This is a genomic window from Paraburkholderia sediminicola (assembly GCF_046026855.1).
In the GTDB taxonomy this organism is placed as follows: Bacteria; Pseudomonadota; Gammaproteobacteria; order Burkholderiales; family Burkholderiaceae; genus Paraburkholderia; species Paraburkholderia sediminicola_A.
Genome location: NZ_JAQQET010000023.1, coordinates 24,476 through 43,909, shown reverse-complemented (window position 1 = coordinate 43,909; position 19,434 = coordinate 24,476). Strand labels below are relative to the sequence as shown.

18 protein-coding genes are annotated in these 19,434 nt (G+C 62.1%); 9 read left to right on the top strand and 9 right to left on the bottom strand.

The genetic code is table 11. The features are described from left to right. Positions 1-6: 6 nt before the first annotated feature. Both PQR40_RS24180 and araD read right to left on the bottom strand, forming a co-directional pair. Positions 7-741, bottom strand: coding sequence for a ribonuclease activity regulator RraA (locus PQR40_RS24180; RefSeq protein WP_408509996.1), 735 nt, complete (start codon positions 739-741; stop codon positions 7-9). A gap of 17 nt (positions 742-758) precedes the next feature. After that, the gene (gene araD, locus PQR40_RS24175; protein WP_408509995.1) at positions 759-2,573 is read right to left on the bottom strand and encodes an L-arabinonate dehydratase; all 1,815 of its coding nucleotides are present in this window, start codon (positions 2,571-2,573) and stop codon (positions 759-761) included. Between the two features lie 234 nt (positions 2,574-2,807). Here araD and PQR40_RS24170 point away from each other — a divergent pair, with 234 nt between their 5' ends. The 3 genes from PQR40_RS24170 (at position 2,808) to PQR40_RS24160 (ending at position 5,164) form a co-directional block, all read left to right on the top strand. Continuing rightward, entirely contained in the window at positions 2,808-3,233 is a 426-nt protein-coding gene (locus tag PQR40_RS24170; protein ID WP_408390032.1) for a ribbon-helix-helix domain-containing protein, read from the top strand. A 107-nt stretch (positions 3,234-3,340) separates the two neighbouring features. Then, on the top strand, positions 3,341-4,474 hold the full coding sequence (locus tag PQR40_RS24165) for an extracellular catalytic domain type 1 short-chain-length polyhydroxyalkanoate depolymerase (protein WP_408509994.1): 1,134 nt from the start codon (positions 3,341-3,343) through the stop codon (positions 4,472-4,474). 177 nt (positions 4,475-4,651) lie between these two features. After that, positions 4,652-5,164, top strand: coding sequence for a phasin family protein (locus PQR40_RS24160; RefSeq protein ID WP_408234633.1), 513 nt, complete (start codon positions 4,652-4,654; stop codon positions 5,162-5,164). Between the two features lie 186 nt (positions 5,165-5,350). Here PQR40_RS24160 and PQR40_RS24155 read toward each other — a convergent pair whose 3' ends face one another. Continuing rightward, on the bottom strand, positions 5,351-6,160 hold the full coding sequence (locus PQR40_RS24155; RefSeq protein ID WP_408234630.1) for a mechanosensitive ion channel family protein: 810 nt from the start codon (positions 6,158-6,160) through the stop codon (positions 5,351-5,353). Positions 6,161-6,431: 271 nt separating this feature from the next. Then, the gene (locus PQR40_RS24150; RefSeq protein ID WP_408390026.1) at positions 6,432-8,141 is read right to left on the bottom strand and encodes a putative bifunctional diguanylate cyclase/phosphodiesterase; all 1,710 of its coding nucleotides are present in this window, start codon (positions 8,139-8,141) and stop codon (positions 6,432-6,434) included. Positions 8,142-8,564: 423 nt separating this feature from the next. Between PQR40_RS24150 and PQR40_RS24145 the strand changes: the two genes are divergently transcribed. Next, positions 8,565-9,485: a LysR family transcriptional regulator gene (locus tag PQR40_RS24145; protein WP_408234624.1), complete on the top strand. Its 921-nt coding sequence runs from the start codon at positions 8,565-8,567 to the stop codon at positions 9,483-9,485. Between the two features lie 167 nt (positions 9,486-9,652). Here the strand turns inward: PQR40_RS24145 and PQR40_RS24140 are convergent, their stop codons facing one another. The 5 genes from PQR40_RS24140 to PQR40_RS24120 form a co-directional block, all read right to left on the bottom strand. After that, on the bottom strand, positions 9,653-10,837 hold the full coding sequence (locus PQR40_RS24140) for an NAD(P)/FAD-dependent oxidoreductase (protein ID WP_408509993.1): 1,185 nt from the start codon (positions 10,835-10,837) through the stop codon (positions 9,653-9,655). Further along, positions 10,834-11,001, bottom strand: a complete 168-nt coding sequence (locus PQR40_RS24135) for a rubredoxin (protein ID WP_093639504.1) — start codon at positions 10,999-11,001, stop codon at positions 10,834-10,836. Before PQR40_RS24135 ends, PQR40_RS24140 begins: the two co-directional genes overlap by 4 nt. Before the next feature lie 51 nt (positions 11,002-11,052). Continuing rightward, entirely contained in the window at positions 11,053-12,120 is a 1,068-nt protein-coding gene (locus PQR40_RS24130) for a Rieske 2Fe-2S domain-containing protein (RefSeq protein ID WP_408509992.1), read from the bottom strand. Between the two features lie 199 nt (positions 12,121-12,319). Next, positions 12,320-12,820 carry a free L-methionine (R)-S-oxide reductase MsrC gene (gene msrC, locus PQR40_RS24125; RefSeq protein WP_408234614.1) on the bottom strand — a complete coding sequence of 167 codons (501 nt, stop codon included), beginning with the start codon at positions 12,818-12,820 and terminating at the stop codon, positions 12,320-12,322. 176 nt (positions 12,821-12,996) lie between these two features. After that, the gene (locus PQR40_RS24120) at positions 12,997-13,419 is read right to left on the bottom strand and encodes a TOBE domain-containing protein (RefSeq protein ID WP_408234611.1); all 423 of its coding nucleotides are present in this window, start codon (positions 13,417-13,419) and stop codon (positions 12,997-12,999) included. 371 nt (positions 13,420-13,790) lie between these two features. Between PQR40_RS24120 and PQR40_RS24115 the strand changes: the two genes are divergently transcribed. The 5 genes from PQR40_RS24115 (at position 13,791) to PQR40_RS24095 (ending at position 19,308) form a co-directional block, all read left to right on the top strand. Then, positions 13,791-15,458 (top strand): SH3 domain-containing protein, encoded by a 1,668-nt coding sequence (locus PQR40_RS24115; protein ID WP_408509991.1) that lies wholly within the window; start codon positions 13,791-13,793, stop codon positions 15,456-15,458. Between the two features lie 226 nt (positions 15,459-15,684). Beyond that, entirely contained in the window at positions 15,685-16,170 is a 486-nt protein-coding gene (locus PQR40_RS24110; RefSeq protein WP_408234601.1) for a VOC family protein, read from the top strand. A 131-nt stretch (positions 16,171-16,301) separates the two neighbouring features. After that, on the top strand, positions 16,302-17,510 hold the full coding sequence (locus PQR40_RS24105; protein ID WP_408234598.1) for an MFS transporter: 1,209 nt from the start codon (positions 16,302-16,304) through the stop codon (positions 17,508-17,510). Between the two features lie 527 nt (positions 17,511-18,037). Further along, positions 18,038-18,520: a Csu type fimbrial protein gene (locus tag PQR40_RS24100; RefSeq protein ID WP_408234867.1), complete on the top strand. Its 483-nt coding sequence runs from the start codon at positions 18,038-18,040 to the stop codon at positions 18,518-18,520. An 83-nt stretch (positions 18,521-18,603) separates the two neighbouring features. Further along, positions 18,604-19,308 carry a fimbrial biogenesis chaperone gene (locus PQR40_RS24095; protein ID WP_408234864.1) on the top strand — a complete coding sequence of 235 codons (705 nt, stop codon included), beginning with the start codon at positions 18,604-18,606 and terminating at the stop codon, positions 19,306-19,308. The last annotated feature ends 126 nt before the right edge of the window (positions 19,309-19,434 follow it).

Below are 19,434 nucleotides of genomic sequence, written 5' to 3'. Positions count from 1 at the left end.
AACGCATTATTGTTTTTGGGCGCGCCATTGTGCGTAAGCAGCGAGCGTTTCCTCGTCCGGGGGATACGTGCCGCGCAGCGGCCGGCCTTCTTCGATACGCTGCGTGATGAACACTTCGATCTGTTCCTGCTCGGTGGCGTCGCGCGCGACTTCGGTCGCCATTTCGCGCGGCACGATGACCACGCCGTCCGCATCGGCGACAACGATATCGCCCGGATAGACCGGCACACCGCCGCAGGCGATCGGTACGTTCATGTCGACCGCATGATGTTTTGCGAGATTCAGCGGTGCGCTCGCGCCGGCACACCAGAGCGGCAAGCCCAGTTCCGCGATCGTGCCGCTATCGCGCACGGGACCATCCGAGACCATGCCGGCCACACCGCGCTTCGCGAGACGCAGCGCGAGAATCGAACCGACCGACGCAACCGCGCGTTCACCGCGGCAGTCCTGCACCAGCACGCTGCCAGGCGGTGCTGTTTCAACGGCCTTGCGCTGCGGATGATCCGGGTCCTGAAATACGCCGACGTGGTCGAGATCCTCACGCGCCGGGATGTTGCGCAGCGTGAACGCCGGGCCGACGAGGTTCGGTGCGCCGGGCGCCGGTTTGACGAGCGGCGCGACGCCTTGCAGGAATACGTTGCGCAAGCCGCGCTTGAAAAGTTGCGTGGTCAGCGTTGCGGTGCTGACGTGTCGCAGCTGCTCGAGTGTCGCGTCGCTGATGGTGATGTTGGATGCGGTCATGAGAGGCCTGGATAGCGTTAGTGAATGTCGGGCTCGGTGCGCGTCGTGGACGATGTGGACAGCACGGTTTGCTCCGTCTGCGTGACGGGCGCCGGGGCCTGCTCCGCGCCCGCGCCTACCGGTTCTTCAAGGAAATCGAAGTCACAGCCCTTGTTGGCCTGCGTCACGTGCAGTTGATGCATCACGCCGAAGCCGCGCTCGAACGGACGCTTGGGCGGTTGCCAAGCGGCCTTGCGGGCGACGAGTTCGGCATCACTCACTTCGAGATGCAAACGGCGGCTATGAACATCCATTTCGATCATGTCGCCGTCCTTTACCAACGCGAGCGGACCGCCGACGAACGATTCAGGCGCGACGTGCAGCACGCACGCGCCGTAACTGGTGCCGCTCATCCGTGCGTCGGAAATGCGCAGCATGTCGCGCACACCCTGCTTCAGCAGCTTTTGTGGAATCGGCAACTGGCCCCACTCGGGCATACCGGGCGCGCCCACTGGCCCCGCGTGCTGCAGCACGATCACTGAGTCGGCGGTAACGTCCAGCTCTTCCGAGTCGATCCGCGCGGCCATGTCGGCGTAGTCCTTGAACACCACCGCCGGACCGCGGTGCTTTTGCAGATGCGCTTCCATCGCCGCGGGTTTGATCACCGCCCCATCCGGCGCGAGATTGCCGGTGAGCACCGCGAGGCCGTCGCTGGCGACGAGCGGATTGCTGCGTTTGCGGATCACGTCGTCGTTGAAAATTTCCGCACCGGCAATGTTCTCGCCGAGCGTCGTGCCATTGACCGTCATCTGCGAGCCGTCGATCAGTTCGCCCAACTCGACCAGCAGCGCACGCAGGCCACCTGCGTAGAAAAAGTCTTCCATCAGGTACTGACCCGCCGGGCGCAAATTGCCGAGTCCCGGCGTAATACGCGCCAGTTCGTCAAAGCGTGCCGTCGTCAGATCGATGCCGGCGCGGCGCGCCACGGCAACGAGGTGGACGATCGCGTTCGTCGAACCGGACATCGCCAGCACGGTGGTCACCGCGTTGTCGAAAGATTGGGCGGTCAGAATGTCTGACGGTTTCTGATCGATCCACACCATCTCGACGATGCGTTGCCCTGTCAATGAGGCGAACTGCGCGTGTCGTGAGTCGACAGCGGGAATCGACGAGAAGCCAGACAGCGTCAGACCGAGCGCTTCGGTGGCGCTGGTCATCGTCGACGCGGTGCCCATCGTCATGCAATGGCCCGGCGAGCGCGCGATGCCGCTCTCGATGCCCTTCCACTCCTCTTCCGTGATCTTGCCGGCGCGCAACTCAGCCCAGTACTTCCACGTGTCCGAGCCGCTGCCGAGCGTGCGGCCGTTCCAGTTGCCGCGCAACATCGGACCCGCCGGCAGATAGATGGCCGGCAGGTCCATGCTGATCGCGCCCATCAACAGGCCGGGCGTGGTCTTGTCGCAACCGCCCATCAGCACGCAGCCGTCGAACGGATAGGACTTCAGCAACTCCTCGGTTTCCATCGCGAGGAAGTTTCGATACAGCATCGTCGTCGGCTTCTGGAACGGCTCGGCGAGCGTCATCACCGGCATTTCGACGGGGAACCCACCCGCCTGCCAGATGCCGCGCTTCACTTCTTCCACGCGCTGCTTGAAATGCGTATGGCACGAGTTGATCTCACTCCACGTGTTGACCACGGCGATCACCGGCTTACCCATGTAATCCGACGGGTGGTAACCCATTTGCGCCGTGCGCGAACGGTGGCCGAACGAGCGCAGGTCGTTCACGCCATACCAGCGATAGCTGCGAAGCTGTTCAGATGTTTTGCGGTTCGATGACACTGATATCTCCATGGTAGCGCTACCATCGCATTCGACGAATGCACGCCGCCGACTGCTTCATTGCCGCTGATGGTAGCGATACCATCTGAACGTGTCGTTAAGGGATTTCACTGACGCGAAGCGACATCGCGGCTACCGGCCCTCATTTTTGTCATTGACGCCATTCGAGCCGGGCGCGTATAACCATCCCACTGGATGTTATTTGGATGGTATGTGGATTCCCGCCAGGTATCGCATGGAATAGAAATGGCCAACCTCAAACTTATCGACACCTCCCGCCCCAAAGGCGGTGAGACCGAAAAAATCACCATCAATCTCGGCCCAATCGACCTCGGTCAGATCGATTTACTCGTCGAAGAAGGTTTTTACTCGAACCGCACCGATCTGATCCGTACGGCGATCCGCAACCAGCTCACGGTACACGCGCAGGTCGTCACTGAAACAGTGACCCGGCGCGCGATGGTGCTCGGCTTGCAGCACTTCTCGAGGCGGGACCTCGAAGCCATTCAGGCCGCGAACGAAAGACTGGACATTCATGTGCTCGGCCTCGCCAGCATCGCAGCCGATGTACCGCCGGAACTTGCGGCGGCCACGATCGCATCGGTGGCGGTGCTCGGCGCATTTCACGCGTCGCCCGCGGTCAAGGCCGCGCTCGCCGGTCGCATCAGGTAAGCCCGCCGGGCTCGACTGATCCGATGCTTGAACACGTGCCTGAATCCGTGAAGCTCATCGCCTGATTCAGTCAAGCCCTATGCAAGTCAACGTAACCGCTTACCGTCATGAAAATAAATGAAGATTTCCTGAAGTCGATGAAAGAAGCCTTCGACCTGCTGCGCACCAAGGGGCCGAAGGAAGCGACCGCGGCGGTTCAGCGTGCGCTCGCGGGCAGCGCGGCCGAAGCAGGTCATGCGCAAACACCGCACATGCCGCAGAGCGTCAACGAATGGGCGCAAGCGTGGACGCAGGTGCAAACTCAAGCACAAAGTCAGGCGCAGCCACACGCCGACGCCACGCCGCGCGCACCTGCCGAGCACACTTTCGACGCCGGCACGCCCGGCACATTCAGCACCCACACCTTCAGCAACAGCGCGGGTCAACGCCAATACAAACTCTACGTACCCACCGTCTACAACAGCGAACCGTTGCCGCTAATCGTGATGCTGCACGGCTGCACGCAAAACGCCGACGACTTCGCGGCCGGCACGCGCATGAACGAAATGGCCGAGCGTTACGGCTTCATCGTCGTGTATCCGAATCAGTCGCAGGCGGCCAATCATTCGACATGCTGGAACTGGTTCAAGCCTGCCGACCAGCAGCGCGATCAGGGCGAACCGTCGTTGATCGCAGGTATCACCCGTGAGGTAATGGCGCGCTACCGCGTCGACCCGGCGCGGGTGTACGTCGCGGGTCTGTCGGCGGGCGGCGCAATGGCGGACATCATGCTGAAGACTTCGCCCGACCTGTACGCGGCGGCCTGCGTGCATTCCGGTCTTGCTTACGAAAGTGCGAAGGATCTGCCCTCGGCACTCGCCGCGATGAAGGGGGGCAAAGTGCATCGCAACCGCGCACGCGTCGAACCGCAACGCCCGCTCATTGTGTTTCATGGCGATGCGGACAAGACGGTACATCCCTCGAACGCCACAGCACTCCTGGCAGGCTTCGACGCCGGCGTCACAACCGTCAGCGCGCCGTCACACACGGCAGGCACGGCAAGCGGCCAACGCGGTTGCACAGTGCAACGGCTTGTCGCGCCGAATGGCGTCGAAGCGGAATCCTGGTCGATTCATGGCGCGGGCCACGCATGGGCGGGCGGTAGTCAGCGCGGCTCGTACACGGACCCATCCGGCCCCGACGCGACTGCCCAAATACTGCACTTTTTCCTCGCCCATCCGCGAACTTCAGCCACACACTGAGCGCCTTTCGACTGAAGAATCGTTTTGACGAAAACGCTGTACATCCTGCCGTAAAGGTATAGAGTGGCTCATGTTGCAGCGCAGCAAAATCACTGCGCCGCGTCGACCTGCCGTCTCGCGTGAGACCTGGCCTCCGAAATCCTTTGGGCGCCTGCGCCAGGTCACCTTGGAGATCACATGCACAGCCCCGCGATCGAACATAACGCCGCCTTCGGCCAACGTACTTTCAACATCTTCACCGCCTTGCAACTCGATGGGCTGGCGTGCCTGCAAAAGCTCGGCGAGCTCAATCTCGCGGCAATGAAGGCAACGGTCACCGAAAGCAAGAACGCATTGTCGGGCGGCCAGTTCACCGCCGCGCCGTTCGCCGGCGCATCCGACGCGCAGCAGCAACTGGTTCAACGTACTTTGTCGTATGCGCAGCACGTCAAGGAAATTGACGCGCAATTCACCGCGGCGTTGACCAAGGCAGGCGAATCGCTGCGCGAAGAGTTCGGCGCCAGCGTGGCGCAGTTCGGTTCGGGCTTCGGCCAGACCACGCCGTTCAGTTCGGATAGCGCGTTTGGCGCAATGCAATCCGTGATGGCCTCGATGATTCATTCGGGCAACGTGATGCAGGACAGCATCAAGCGTGCATCCGGTGTCATGGCCGGCACGGCGATCACTGCCGCGGACGACGCAGCACACTGAGTCCCGCGTAGTAACGGGATCAGACGGAAAGGGGCCAATCGGCCCCTTTTTTCTTTTCCGTGTATTGCGGCGACACGCGTCTTGCACGGATGCATCCACCTCGGCCCGACTGCCGCGCGTATCGCGCATCACCGCCCGCCACAAACCCCTTCAACGCTGTCCCACCCTGCGCACGACAAGCCGACCCTACGCCGCCACCGGACAGCCGGCCTGTTCGAGCGCTGTCTGAGCATGGTCATGCAGATCGCCGGTAGTGAGCGACGCGTCCGGCGAGCGCACCCATGCAGCGATGCGCAGTGTCGCGCCGCCGTCCTCGGGATAGTCTGCTACGGTGATGACCGGTGCGAGCGTCGAGCCGCTCAAGACGCGCGGTTCGTCGGCGACCAGTTTCTTCAGCTCGCCGATCGCCGCATCCACGTCCTTACGCTGTGCGAGTCCAACTTCGACCTCGATGCGTTGCGTGCCCCCGCTGCTGTAGTTGATCACCGGATTGCTCCAGATCTGGCTGTTCGGCACAAACACCGCGTTGCCGTCGCCACGTTCGATGCGCGTCGTGAACAGCCCCACTTCGCGCACGATGCCCGCAGCCGCCCCGCTGCCCTCGATCACGTCACCGACGCGAAACGGCCTCAACATCAGCAGCATCATGCCGGCCGCAATGTTCTGCAATGTGCCTTGCAAGGCGAGGCCGATCGCGAGACCGGCTGCGCCCAGCACGGCCAGCACACTCGCCGTGGCGATGCCGATTTCACCAAGCGCCGCGATGAAGACGAGCACGCGCACAGCCCAGGTGCCCATTGCCGCTAACATTGGCGCGAGCGTGGGATCAGCACGCGTGCGCGCGAGCGCTCTTTCGAACACCGAGCCGACCCGGTTCGAGAGCCACCAGCCGACAATCAGGATCAGCGCGGCCAGCACGATTTGAAGAACGTCGTGCGTTAAGGTGACAAGCAGCGACGGCTGGAAATGCAATAGCCGAGTCAGGAGATCGTTCATTGTTTGCCTGCGCTCCGTTGCGTATATGTTCTCTTGACGCAAGGAAGCAGGATACGTTCCCGCGTTTTGCACCGCCGGAGCCGAGGCATATAGCTTGCTAAAACCTATAGCTAGCAGCCTTCTCCCAACCGTAAAAAAAATCGATTGGAACAACCGTTTGACATCTGCTCGCGGTGGAACGCGAGAAAAGCATCAAGCATGCCGTTCATGGCGGCGACGCGCCACGACGGCTGAAGGACTGCGACTTCAAGTTGGCAGCGGAATCCCGGCGTCAACCGGTGCCCAACGGTTTCAGCAAATTGCGCAACGCCGCGATGGTGATGGGTCGCGAGAACCAGAATCCTTGCGCCTCGTCGCAGCCGAGTGCTTCCAGTTGCGCGGCCTGTTCGGCCGTCTCTACGCCTTCGGCCGTCACGCGCAGTTTCAGTGCATGGGCCATGGCGATAATGGCGCCGACTAGCGCCGCGCATTGCGGATCGGTACTCATGCGCATCACAAACGAGCGATCGATTTTCAGGCGGTTCAGCGGGAAACGTGTGAGATACGCGAGACTCGAATAGCCGGTACCGAAATCATCCACCGCGACTTCAACGCCTAATTCGCGCAATGCATGCAGCGTCTGCAATGCCAGTTCGGTGTCGCCGAGCAGCACGCCCTCGGTGATTTCGATTTCAAGGTAGGAAGGGTCGAGCGCGGCATCCTCTAGTGCCCCCCGGATCGTCTCGAACAGATTGTGTCGCTGGAACTGCTGCGGGGACACGTTCACCGCGATCCGCGGCAACGTGCCGACGAGACGCAGCAATTTTCCGGCGTCGCGGCACGCGGTACGGATCACCCACTCACCGATCTGCTCGATCAGGCCCGACTCTTCCGCGACCGGCACGAACTCGACCGGACTGATCAGACCACGCTGCGGATGATTCCAGCGCAACAGCGTCTCCACTTGCGCGATACGGCCATTGGAAAGCGTCACCTGTGGCTGATACACGAGATGCAGTTGCTGACGCTCGAGCGCTTCGCGCAGCATGGTCTCCAGTTCGAAGCGGCGCGCCGCCAGGCCTTCGAGCGCGGTGGAAAAGCGCCGCACCGCATTGCCGCTCACCGCCGAAGCCGCCGACAACGCCACGCCCGCGCGGCGCATCAGCGTCGGCGCATCGGCACCGTCGGTGGGATAGGCGACGATGCCGATACTCGCCGTGATGTTCAGCGCAGTGCCTGCGTAGTCGATCGATTCGGCGATACGGCTCAGTGCTTCAGCCGCGAAAGCATCGGCCGCCGTGCCGGTTTCCTTGATCAGCAGCGCGAATTGCGTGCCGCCGATCGAGGCGATCGTACCGTCGTTGGGGAACAGACCGCGCAAACGCTCGCCGACGATCTGCAACACCAGCTCGGCCGCATGCAAACCGAGCGCATCGCGCAGTTTGCGCAAATGATCGAGCTCGGCAATCAGCACGGTAAAACCACTGCCGTTTCGCTGGCAGCGCGCGATCGTGAGCTCGAGGCGTTCGGTGAAAAGCGTCTGATTGGGCAGGCGGGTCACGCCGTCGTGATGCGCGACGTACCACAAGCGCGCCTCGGATTGCGCGTAGCGCGTCATGTCGATGGCAATACCGACGTAGCGAACGGGCCCCGTGGCTACCCCACCGGGATACGCCGGCTCGGCGGCGAGCGGCGCGAGCGCGAACACCACGCGAATCGGGGTACTGTTGCGCCGCACATAGGTCCATTCGCCTTCATAGCGCGAGCTTATCGCCGACAGCGCCGGCAATTCGGCGCGGCGCCTCGCGAGTTCGGCCGGGTCGTGCAAGGACTCAAAGGTGCGCCGGCCGATCAATTCTTCGGCGGTAAAACCGGTCAGCTTTTCGAAAGCAACGTTGACGGAGTCGAACGTGCCGTCGACTGTGCAGATGAACATGCCGTATGGCGCCGCCGCAAGCGCGGCGTCACGTGGACGCGCTTCGGCAAAGTGGTGATCTTGCATCGCGCCGGCCTTTGAATTTCCTGGGTACTGGAAGCGAATGAGGAAAGCGGGTGAGCATTTTTCCTGGCGCGTATGGCGCAGCCGGCAGATTGGGTCCGATCCGCTGGGTAACCGTGCGTATGATAGCGGCTTTCCTGGCTGAATCCATCGCCCCAGCCGCGCATTCTTCGTCGCAATCGTTTCCCTCGGTGTATTCCCGAATTCCGGTGGCGGCGCGCCCGTCATCGCACACATCATAGAGCGCTCGCTATTGCCGGCATGCTCCGCGCCCCATGACTCAACCCACACCGGCTTTTGACGCCGTCGTACAGGGCTTCGACGGATTGACGACCGTTATATCCGTGGATATATTTTGCTCGCGATCCTTCATTAAAAAACACCGCTCCACAGCATGGATCCGCACGAAACAGGGTCCCGCTTTTCATGTCCAAGGAAATTATCGATTCGCACCTTCTCAAGGTGCTACACACGCTTCTGACCGAATCGAGCGTGTCGCGCACGGCAACCTTGCTCGGACAATCGCAGCCGACCGTGAGCGTGGCGCTGCGCAAACTGCGCGACATGACCGGCGATCCGCTGCTGGTGCGCAGCGGCAGCCGGATGGTTCTCACGGCGCATGCTCTCACGCTGATCGAACCTGCGGCGCAAGCGCTGAACAATATCGCGGCCATTCTGCACCCCACCACCTCATTCAATCCGGCCACTACTAGCCAGACCTTTCGTATCGGCTCGCCGGATTATCTCGATGCGTTCTTCGTCCCCGCCGTGGTCGATGCGTTTCATCGCGAAGCGCCCGGTGCGAAGCTCGAGTTCAGGCATCTGATGATGGTGGACGGTGGTTATGAACACGGTCTGGAAAGCGGCTTTCTCGATCTGGTGATCGGCAACTGGCGCACACCGCCGGAGCATCTGCATTTGCAGCCGCTGTGCAAGGACGAACTGGTGTGCCTGATGCGCAACGGCCATCCGATCAAACCGGGGCGGCTTAGCAAGCCCGTCTACGAAGAAGCGGAACATCTGGCCGTAATGACCTATAACACGACGGCATGGGGCACCGTCGATGTCGAACTCGCCCGCAACGGCCTATCGCGCACCGTTACCACGACACTGCCCTACTTCGGCATGGCGCCCTACGTTCTGGCGCGCTCCAATCTGCTGTTCACCACCACCCGCGCACTCGCCACGCACTACACCAGGATGCTGCCGTTGCGCATCGAACCGGTGCCCGGCGAGCCGCAAGCACTCACCTACTATCAACTCTGGCACGATCGCACGCATCGCAGCGTTGCGGCGGTATGGCTGCGGCGGTTGATCGCCAGCGTCGCCAAAGATCTGGTTTCCTAAGCGCTTTTTCATCCGCGCGCACATCCTTCAAGCGGATAAAAAAACGCCGCAAGCAGAGCTTGCGGCGCGAATGCGATCATCGGATGTGTTCCAGGTGACAGGCCCTTTAAAACACCGAGCGATCACAAAGTGAGGTCGGTCAGTCGGAAGATTGTTATGGCTTAGGGTTAGCTAATGGCCCCCTCTGTCATGGCCTTGATCAGCGCGGCCTTACCCTCGATCGCCGCGCCGAGCAGTGCGAAGCCCAACGGACGTTCACTAGTGGCATGCCGGCACACGGCGCGCACCGCGTGTTTCGCCGCATCGGCGGCGGTTTCGATCGACCATGCGCCGTCGCCATCCGGCGTCACGACGACGGCGGGACTCGCGGGCGTCTTCACGGTAATTGGCATCACCGGGAAAGCAACACGCGTCGGCTGACCGGCCAGGGTGCGCGCGAGCGCCCGCGCGGCGTGCATGATCGGCAGGACATACGGCTGGACTTTGCCGTCGATCGCGGCACAGTCGCCAAGTGCATAGATATCCGGCGCGCTTGTGCGGCACCACGCGTCGGTTCGAATGCCCTGATCGATTTCAAGGCCAGCTGCCGCGGCAAGCGCCGTGCGCGGCGCGAGGCCGACCGCCGACACGACCAGATCCGCATCGATCGGCTCGCCTTCGGTGAAGGTTAACCGATAACCATCCGACAAGCGGTCGATACGATCCACACTGCGGCCAGGATGAAAACGGATGCCGCCATCGTCCAGCGCGCGAGCGAAAATCTCGCCCACGTCTCGCGGAAGCAAGCGAGCCAGCGGTGTCGAAGCGGGATCGATCAGACTGACGGCATAACCGGCGGCCGCCAGATCGTTGGCGAACTCGCAGCCGATCAGACCCGCGCCCAGAATCGCCACTGAACGGCAACGCGTGAGCGCCAACCTGAAACGCGCGTAGTCGCCGAGATCGTTGATCGACATCACGTCGGCCGCGCCGTCGCCCGCTACGTTCAGGCGGCGTGGGTCCGCGCCCGTGGCCAGCACCAGCTTGCTGTAGCCGAGTAAGGCGTTGTCGACAACGAGCGTGCGTTCGGCCGGCAAAATACGCTCCACATGCTGATGCACGCGTATCCACGCGCCCAATTGAGCCGCCATTGCTATTGCGTCGAAACTCGCCAGCGTCTGCGGCTCTTTCTTCATCGCCAGTGCATTCGACAACATCGGCTTCGAATAGAAGGTGCCGTCGTCGCGACTGATCATGACGATCGGCACCGTGCTATCGAGCTTGCGCAATTCACGCGCGACCGTATAGCCCGCCATGCCGGTGCCGACAATCACCACCGGCTGTCCCTTGTCCTCATGCTGAGCGGCCGTCATGCGATCACCTGCATTTCAAAGTCGTGTTTGCCGGTTGCGCAGTCCGGGCACAGCCAGTCGTCCGGCACGTCTTCCCAGCGCGTGCCCGGCGCGATGCCTGCTTCCGGCAGACCCAGTGCTTCGTCATAGCGAAAGCCGCAGATCACGCATTCCCATACTTTCATGGCTTCTCTCCCGAATCACGAATCACGCATCGCGTCACGTCGCACAGCGAACTAGCGCACATACGCCTGGCCGAGACCGATCTCGGCTAACGCTCGACGATAGGCACCCGACGAACGGTCGGCGAGGATCGGCGCTTCCGCCGCGCGGTCGATCGGCAAATCTTCCGGGCACTGCAGTTCGACGATCGCGCGATCTTCTTCGAACACCTGACGGTTGAACGCGTAGACGTCCTCGAGCGGCAAATCCTTATCGAAGTTGCGCACGATCGGCACGAACAGACGCGTCTTACGCGCGGACACCGGGCTCGCGGCATTCAGAATCGACAGGCGGCCGTTGTCGGGAAATTGCACGGTCAGACGCGCAAAGAACGGCACGTCCACGTCGAAGAAGCGGCGCCACAGATAACCCTCCGGCGCGCGATGCTGCATCGACTTCGGGAAGTTGCTGACCGTGCTCACATACTCCGCGTGCATGCCGCGTTCGCGCCGCTCGACTGAATACTGCGGCACCACCGGGTTATGCCGGTCGGCGAAGCTGTCGTGATGAATCCACGCGAAATGCGCGACGTCGATGAAGCCTTCGGTCTGACGTCCCGCCGAAGCGTTGATATCGATCGAGGGCGGCAGGATCTGCTGGAAGTCGGGATCGTCCCAGCCGGGAAAGGCAGGCAACGCTTCAGTGCCGCCACCCAGCGAAACCCATACGAGGCCGTAGGCTTCCTGCGTCGCATACGTGACGAGATGCAGGCGATCGGGAATCGGGCCATCCGCTTGCGAGGGAATATGCTTGCACTTGCCGTCGCTACCGTACGCGAGGCCGTGATACGGGCACACAATGTTGCCGTTATCGACCCATCCCTGGCTGAGCGGCGCACCGCGATGCGGACAGACATCGCGCGCGCTCACCAGTTGACCGTTCGAGCGGAACACGACCAGCGGCTCGTCAAGCAGCGTCACGCTGATGGGTTTGTCGGTCACGTCAGGGGCGAATGCCACCGGATGCCAGTAGCGGCTGAGAATGTCCCAGTCGTGGCTATCGAAAGTGCAATTGCGGGGTAAAGCGGGGGAGCGTTGGAATGTCAGCGGGGTAGCGGTAGCAGTAGCAGTGGCGGAACTCATGCATGTCTCCAAAACCTGATGGGGGTTCGTCGCGCTCTTGTCCTGCTCCCAAAGAGGACTTCCTTCGGGACATCTTGAGCGCGTGGAGAGAACGATAGCGGGATGAGGTCCGCCGACCCATCCCCTGAAGTGCATCTAGTCTATGTACGAAAAAGCATAGCGTGCCACCGCACCGCTGGATCAGCGCTTCTTGAAACGCCTACGAGGCGCGCGGCAGCGCGGCTTCGATAAATACCGCGCACAGCGCTTCCATGCCCTTCGCGTCCTCTTCATCAAAGCGCGCGACGATCGGGCTATCGACATCCCACACGCCGATCAGCGTGCCGTCCGGTGCGACAAGCGGCACGACGATTTCCGATTGCGATGCCGAATCGCAGGCGATATGACCAGGGAATTCATGCACGTCGCGCACGACTTGCGTTTGACGGGTTTGCGCAGCGGTGCCGCACACACCCTTGCCGAGCGCAATGCGCACGCAAGCGGGCTTGCCCTGGAACGGTCCGACCACCAGTTCGCGGCCGTCGTGGAAGTAGAAACCGGCCCAGTTCAGATCGCTCAGCGAATGGAACACGAATGCGGAGAAATTCGCGGCGTTGGCGATCCAGTCGGTTTCGCCGGTGAGCAGCGAACGGGCCTGGGCGACCAGTTCTTCGTAGTGCGCGGCTTTGGGGAGATGCGAGGCGGAGGAGACTTCGAACATGACGGCGTCCGTGATGAAAGCGGAAAGAGAACAGCGAGGTGTGCAGTGTAAAGCAAGCCGTTGTTTCCTTCACGGCACGCCCGCCTGAGCGTGCCGCCCTCTTTCCGGCCGATCTGCGTACGGCCTGATGGCTTTATCCAGACGTTAAGCCTGCGGACAACGCCATGCGTAAATGGTTATTCGACGCCGATGATCACGCTCGATGCCTTGAAGATCGCCGTCGCCGCTTTGCCGCTCGCGAGGCCGAGACGATCGACGCTTTCGTTGGTGATGATCGCGGCGATCTGTGCGCCACCCGCGTTGATCGTCACTTCCGAATTCACCGCGCCCTTGGTGACGGCCGACACCGTACCGGCGATGCAATTGCGCGCCGACACCTGGCTCTTCGCCACGTCGACCATGACGATCACCGACGACGCCTTGACCAGCGCGAACGCCTTCTTACCGGCAGCGAGGCCGAGCGACGTCGCACTGCCGTGCGTAATGATCGCAACGATCTCGAGACCGTCCTGAGTGCGCAACGTGACTTCGTCGTTCACGGCACCGTGTTTGACTTCGGCGACTTCGCCGGCGAATTGATTGCGTGCGCTGGTTTGCATGTTGTTCTCCTGGTTGTTGAGCCTCGCGAAAGACGATTCGAGGCGATGTGACGAGTGTATCGAAACGCTATTCGTGCGCGGTGGTTTGCGCCTGAAGCGCAGTATGGCGCAGCCGCTATTGACGATTCGAACTCCCATGAAAACACATAAGCGCTGTGTAAATACACTCATAACGCTGTGAAAGCAAAACACAGGCAGTTGGCTTCATGTCGCCGCCATGTCGTGAAACATGGTGCTTATGCCCGCGAGGGGCGCTGTAAGCGCGAGAAAGCCCCGCTCGTTCGTTCCGCGTAAGTACGACATGCATCCGCCGCCCTGCACGTCGCGCGACACCGTATCATCGTGCCCTTGGACCATCACCGTCGAATTCCATGCCCGTCGCCGTGCTGCCCCGTTTTGCCACGCGTTTTGCCACACGCTTCGTCGCCCGATTGCCGCAGGGCCGCCGCGCCACCGCGTTATGCGTCGCCCTCGCAGCGGCCGCGACCTTCGCCGCCTGCAGCAATCCGCCGCCCTCACACGATGGCCACGCGAGCGTCGACACGGTCACGCTGTTCCCGATCGCCAATTACGACCAGAACGTCGATCACTGGCTCGAACCGGACAGCCCCGCCTACGATCAGCCGTTCCTGAGCCCTGCGGATCAGCAGGCGCACTTCAGCGCCCTCTACGCACGCTATTTCGGCACCGGCACGGCCGCGCCGTCGCCGTGGAATTCCGCTTACGTGACGATGCGCGTCTATCGCCAGCAAGGCGCGGACATTGTCGCGCTGCAGCAGCGCCGCATCGGCAAATTTGATAACACCGGCAAGAGCGGCTCGGCGGTCGGTTACGGCGAGAATTTCCGGCCGCACGACAAGGCGTGGATCGACGCCATCGCGCAAAACATGGACGTCGGCCAGTTCACGCAGGAGGCCGTCTACCAGCCCGAACGTCGCGCGATCGCCACCAGCAATCTGATGGTGCGCGAACTGCCGACCACGGACCCGTCGTTCTACGATCACCACCTGGCCGGCGAAGGCTATCCGTTCGACAACCTGCAGATTTCAGCCGTGCGCCCTGGCACGCCGCTGTATGTGCTGGGCAGCAGCGTCGATGGCGCGTGGCGCTACGTGCAGACGCCCGACGTACAAGGCTGGGTGCGCAGCGATGGCGTCGGCCTGACTGACGACACCTTCGTCGACACATGGCGCGCGGCCACCGCGAAGTCGCTGGGCGCGGTGACGGTGGCCTCGGCGCCCGTGCGCGACAGCCGCGGCGTGTTCCGCTTCGACGCGCCCGCCGGCACGCTATTGCCGCTCGCCCCGGACAACGCCACGCGGCCCGCAACACGAGCAAACAGAACAGCACGCGAAGCAAGTGGCACTGCCGAAGCGGATACACCCGCCTCGCGCAAACTCTTCGTCCCGGCCCGCGATGTGGATGGCCGGGCGCTCATTCGCAGCGCGCAACTGAGCGATACGCAGATCGCCCCGATGCCGCTCGCGGCTACCCCGCGGCATCTGGCAATGCTGATGAAGACGCTGATCGGCCGGCCGTACGGCTGGGGTAATAGCGGCCTCTACAACGACTGTTCGTCGGAACTGCAAAGCATCTTCGCGGCATTCGGCGTGTGGCTGCCGCGCCATTCGTCGACGCAGATGAGCGCGGGACGCATGATCGATCTGTCCGCGTCGACGCCGGCGCAACGGCTCGACTACCTCGCCCAGCATGGTGAACCGTTACGCACGCTGATCTACATCGGCGGTCATGTGATGCTGTACATCGGCAACACGACCCGCAACGGCATCGCGGTGCCGGTGGTCTACCAGGACGTGTGGGGGTTGCGGCCGGCCGACAATAGCCGGCGCGCGGTGATCGGCGGCTCGGTGATCCTGCCACTGTTCGAACACATTCCGGAAGACGCGACGTTGCAGTCGCTCGCGGCGACCCCGACTTTCCAGATCAGCATCCTCGGTGCACCGGGCGGTGACGCGGCGAGGCCTTCCCCGCCATCGGCACCCTCCACGCCACCGGACGACGACAATCCGGCCGGTTGACATACCGGCGAAAGAAGACCACCCGCCCGGTTGAATCCGCGCGGCGAGAACGCGCCACACACATGCCTGCGCCTGCTCGAACTCGCACCGCGCCGCACGGCCGTGCTTAAAAATATTTTTTCCGGAGTGTCGATTCAAAGGCGCTGCACTCGTCGTAACGTTGAAGGCCTGGCTCACGCAGTGGGTCTTTTAACTCACGAACCTGTTACTTCAAGGAGTCGCCGTCATGTCCAGCCCCGCTGTCAAACCGATCCCGGACGGGATGCACTCGCTGACCCCGTATCTGATTTGCGCCAACGCCGCAGACGCCATCACGTTCTACGCCAGGGCTTTCAACGCCGTTGAGCAATTCCGCATGCCCGGCCCCGGGGGGAAAGTGATGCACGCTTGCCTGAAGATTGGCGACTCCATGCTGATGCTGACCGACGAATGGCCGGATCACAACGCGCTGGGCCCGAACGCGCTGAAAGGCACACCGGTCACGATTCACCACTACGTGGAAGACGTCGACGCCAGTTTCAAGCAGGCTGTCGAGGCCGGCGCGACCGTCGTCATGCCGCTTGCCGACATGTTCTGGGGCGACCGCTACGGCCAGTTGAAGGACCCGTTCGGCCACAGCTGGTCGCTCGCCACGCACAAGCGCGACCTGAGCCCTGAAGAGATTCAACAAGGAATGCAAGGGATGCAAGGTGCGGAGTGCGGCCAGAAATAAGCCGCGTGATGCAAGCCATGATGATAAAAATGGTCAAGCTCGATATCGCGTTGCTCGAACAGGCCTATCGGGGCGGCTAACGCAATCTTTGATAGGATCGGTCTCGACCCATAAACGGCGGGACATGAACGGTGCGCGTCAACCATCAGGCTTTCTTCTGCTCGCTGTTTGTCGCGCGTCTCGCCGATCAGATCCTGCTGTTCCTCGTGCCGCTCGTGGTGTTTCAGACGACACACCAGGTATCGTGGTCAGGTCTCGCGTTCTTTATCGAAACGCTGCCACGCTACCTGGCCTTTCCTTTCTTCGGCGCCTTGTGCGACCGCATCTCGCCGCTCAGGCTGATGCGGGTGAGCCAGGCTGTGCGGGCACTCGTGTGTTTCGGCGGCGTTTTGGCGTATGCGCTGTTCGGCGGCATCGGCTGGCTCATCGCGCTATCGGCATTGTGCGGTGTGCTCACGAGCCAGGGCCTGGTCGCGCGCGAAGTGATGCTGCCGCAGATCTTCAGCACGCAGCAGTTCCAGCGTGTGCTCGCCTACTCTCAGTTGGCCGACCAGTTGGGCTTCGTGCTGGGCCCAATGCTGGCCGCACTGCTGCTCGGCGTGTGGCGCTGGGAGTGGGTGGTCGGCGCAACCGGCGCGCTGTTTCTGCTTGCCGATGCAGCGCTGCTGCTGTGGCAACGCACCAGCGGCTTTCGCGCTGGCGATCCACCGCCCGCTGCGCCAGGTCACTGGACAATGCCCCTGCGTATCGCGCTGCGCCATGTGCTGGTGCTACCCGGCCTGAAAAAAGTCGTACTGCTCGCCGCCGCCGAAAATCTCGTGATCGGCGTGACCCTTGCGACATCCGCTGCGATGGTGACCGGCTTCCACGCGCAATCGGACCGGTACTACGCGGGCCTCCAGACTGCCGGCGCCGTGGCCACGGTGCTGATTCTTTTGACGATCGCACGCAACGCCTGGCCTGCGCAGACACTCGGCCGGGCCGCGTTCATCTCGATCTGTGCCGGGGGCGTGATCGCGGGTGTGAGCGCGGCGCCCTGGAGCTATGCGGTCGGCTTTCTGCTGATTGTGGGCTTCGACAAGATGTTCAATGTCTACATCCGCAGTGCTCGGCAGAAAATCATCCCGCCCGAGGACTACGGCAAGACGACCGGCGTGGTGATCCTGTTGAACAACATGACGCAACCACTCGCTGGGTTGCTGGTCGGCGTGTTTTCGGCACGAACACAAACCGGCTTGCTGATCGTGGTTCTCTCGCTGGCGATGGGCTGCATCGGCGCAGCGGTGTCGCTCGGCTCGGCGCTGTTGCGGCGCAAGCGCCCGTTTGCGCTTGGGGAATGACGCTTCGCCCCCCGCCGGCGAGCCGTGATTAGCATTGCGCGGTTGCAACAGCCGCATTGGCCTGACACTCAAACACGCGGATTTCAAACAGACCAACTGGCATTTTTCAATTAGCTGGCATGCATAATCATGCACACGTCACATTTCAATAAAAATAAAAAAATAATCATCTTTATTAGAAAAAACTACCTGAATTAGGTACTTTCCCGAATCCATGGATTGAAATAATTTCCTAATCTCTCCGTTTTCTCGCACCATGTCATACCGCCTGCGCCACTTATTCCAAATAAATTTCTCAACGCAAGAATTTGTATTACGAAGAAAGTGTGGTGTAGACTAAATTTCATCAATTGCGAACGCCTTTACATAACGTAATCACGCCGCCCTGGAATATCCAGTGAATTGATTCACGATCTGGCCGGTACAATTTCAAACTGCCTACGCAATTGAAAAATCCGCGTCCCGTCGGCTTGCGAGGTCTCATGATGAAACAAAAACTGCTGTCGTCCAGCCTCATCGTCGCCTTGATGTTCGGCTTGCCTCTACAGCTCGCGAGCGCTGCCACCTATTCGAACGGCACTGCCACCACCACGTTCACCGTCACGCTTACGCTGAACGCCAACTGCTCAATCAGCGCGACCCCGCTGAACTTCGGCAGCAACGGCGTGCTGGCCACGGCCATCAACCAGCAGACCACGGTCGCCGTAACCTGCACCAACACCACACCGTACAACGTCGGGCTCGACGCCGGCACGGTCACCGGCTCCACCGTGACGAGCCGCTTGATGGCCGGCACGGCCACCGGCAATACCGCCACCACAGTCGGATTCCAGCTGTATCAGGACGCCGGCCACGCTACTCCGTGGGGCAACACGCAGGGCACCAACACGGCCAGCGGCACGGGTACCGGCTCGGCGCAATCGATTGTCGTGTACGGCCAGGTGCCGGCGCAGACTACCCCGAAACCTGATACCTATCAGACCACCGTCACCGCCACGGTCTACTTTTGAGAGGGTCCGCAAGGACGCGGCGTGCAAGCGCACGGTCTGCCATCACGCGCGGCGTGAGCGCCATCGGCACGCCTCGCCGGCTACTGACGGCAACCGTATTTGCATGGTGTCTAACGGCGCCGCTCGCGCAAGCCGCGACGCTGCAAATTTCGCCGGTGATGGTCGATATGTCCGCGGACGCCAATGCGACCGGCATCACGCTGAAGAACCCTGGCGAGAAGCCGCTATTCGGCCAGGTGCGTGTGTTCCGCTGGGATCAGGCAAACGGCGAAGACACGCTCACGCCCACTCAGGATCTGGTGGCAAGCCCGCCGCTGATCCAGATCGCCGCGCATGCCGATCAGCTGGTGCGGCTGGTGCGCACGATTGCGCAGCCGTCGGCCGCCGAGCAGGGCTATCGCGTGCTGATCGACGAGTTGCCCGAGCCCGACGCCGCGCCGACTAGCGGGGTGACAATCCGTCTGCGCTACTCGGTGCCGGTGTTCGTCGAGCCGCCCGTCGACATCGGCCAGCCGAAACTGTCCTGGCATCTGTCACGCGGCCCGCAAAGCTGGCTGCTGCGCGTCGACAACGCGGGCAAAAAGCGCGCGCAAATTGCGGCTGTGCAATTGATCGACAACGCAGGCAACGCCTACGAGGTCAACAAAGGGCTACTTGGCTACGCGTTGGCCGGGCGCGAACGGCAGTGGCCGGTGACGTTGCCGGCCAACGCCGCCCAGAACGGCCCGCTGAAGGTGCGCGCCGCGATCAATTCACTGCCGGCCGAAGCCACCGTGAATGTCGATTGAACATACGAGGGCACAAGGGCCAACACACGTGCAGACCTTTGGCACGCAAGGCCAGCCGTGATCGCGCCGGGGTCAATGGGAACGAACACGATGGACCGCCAAGCAATCGATGAGAATGACACGACG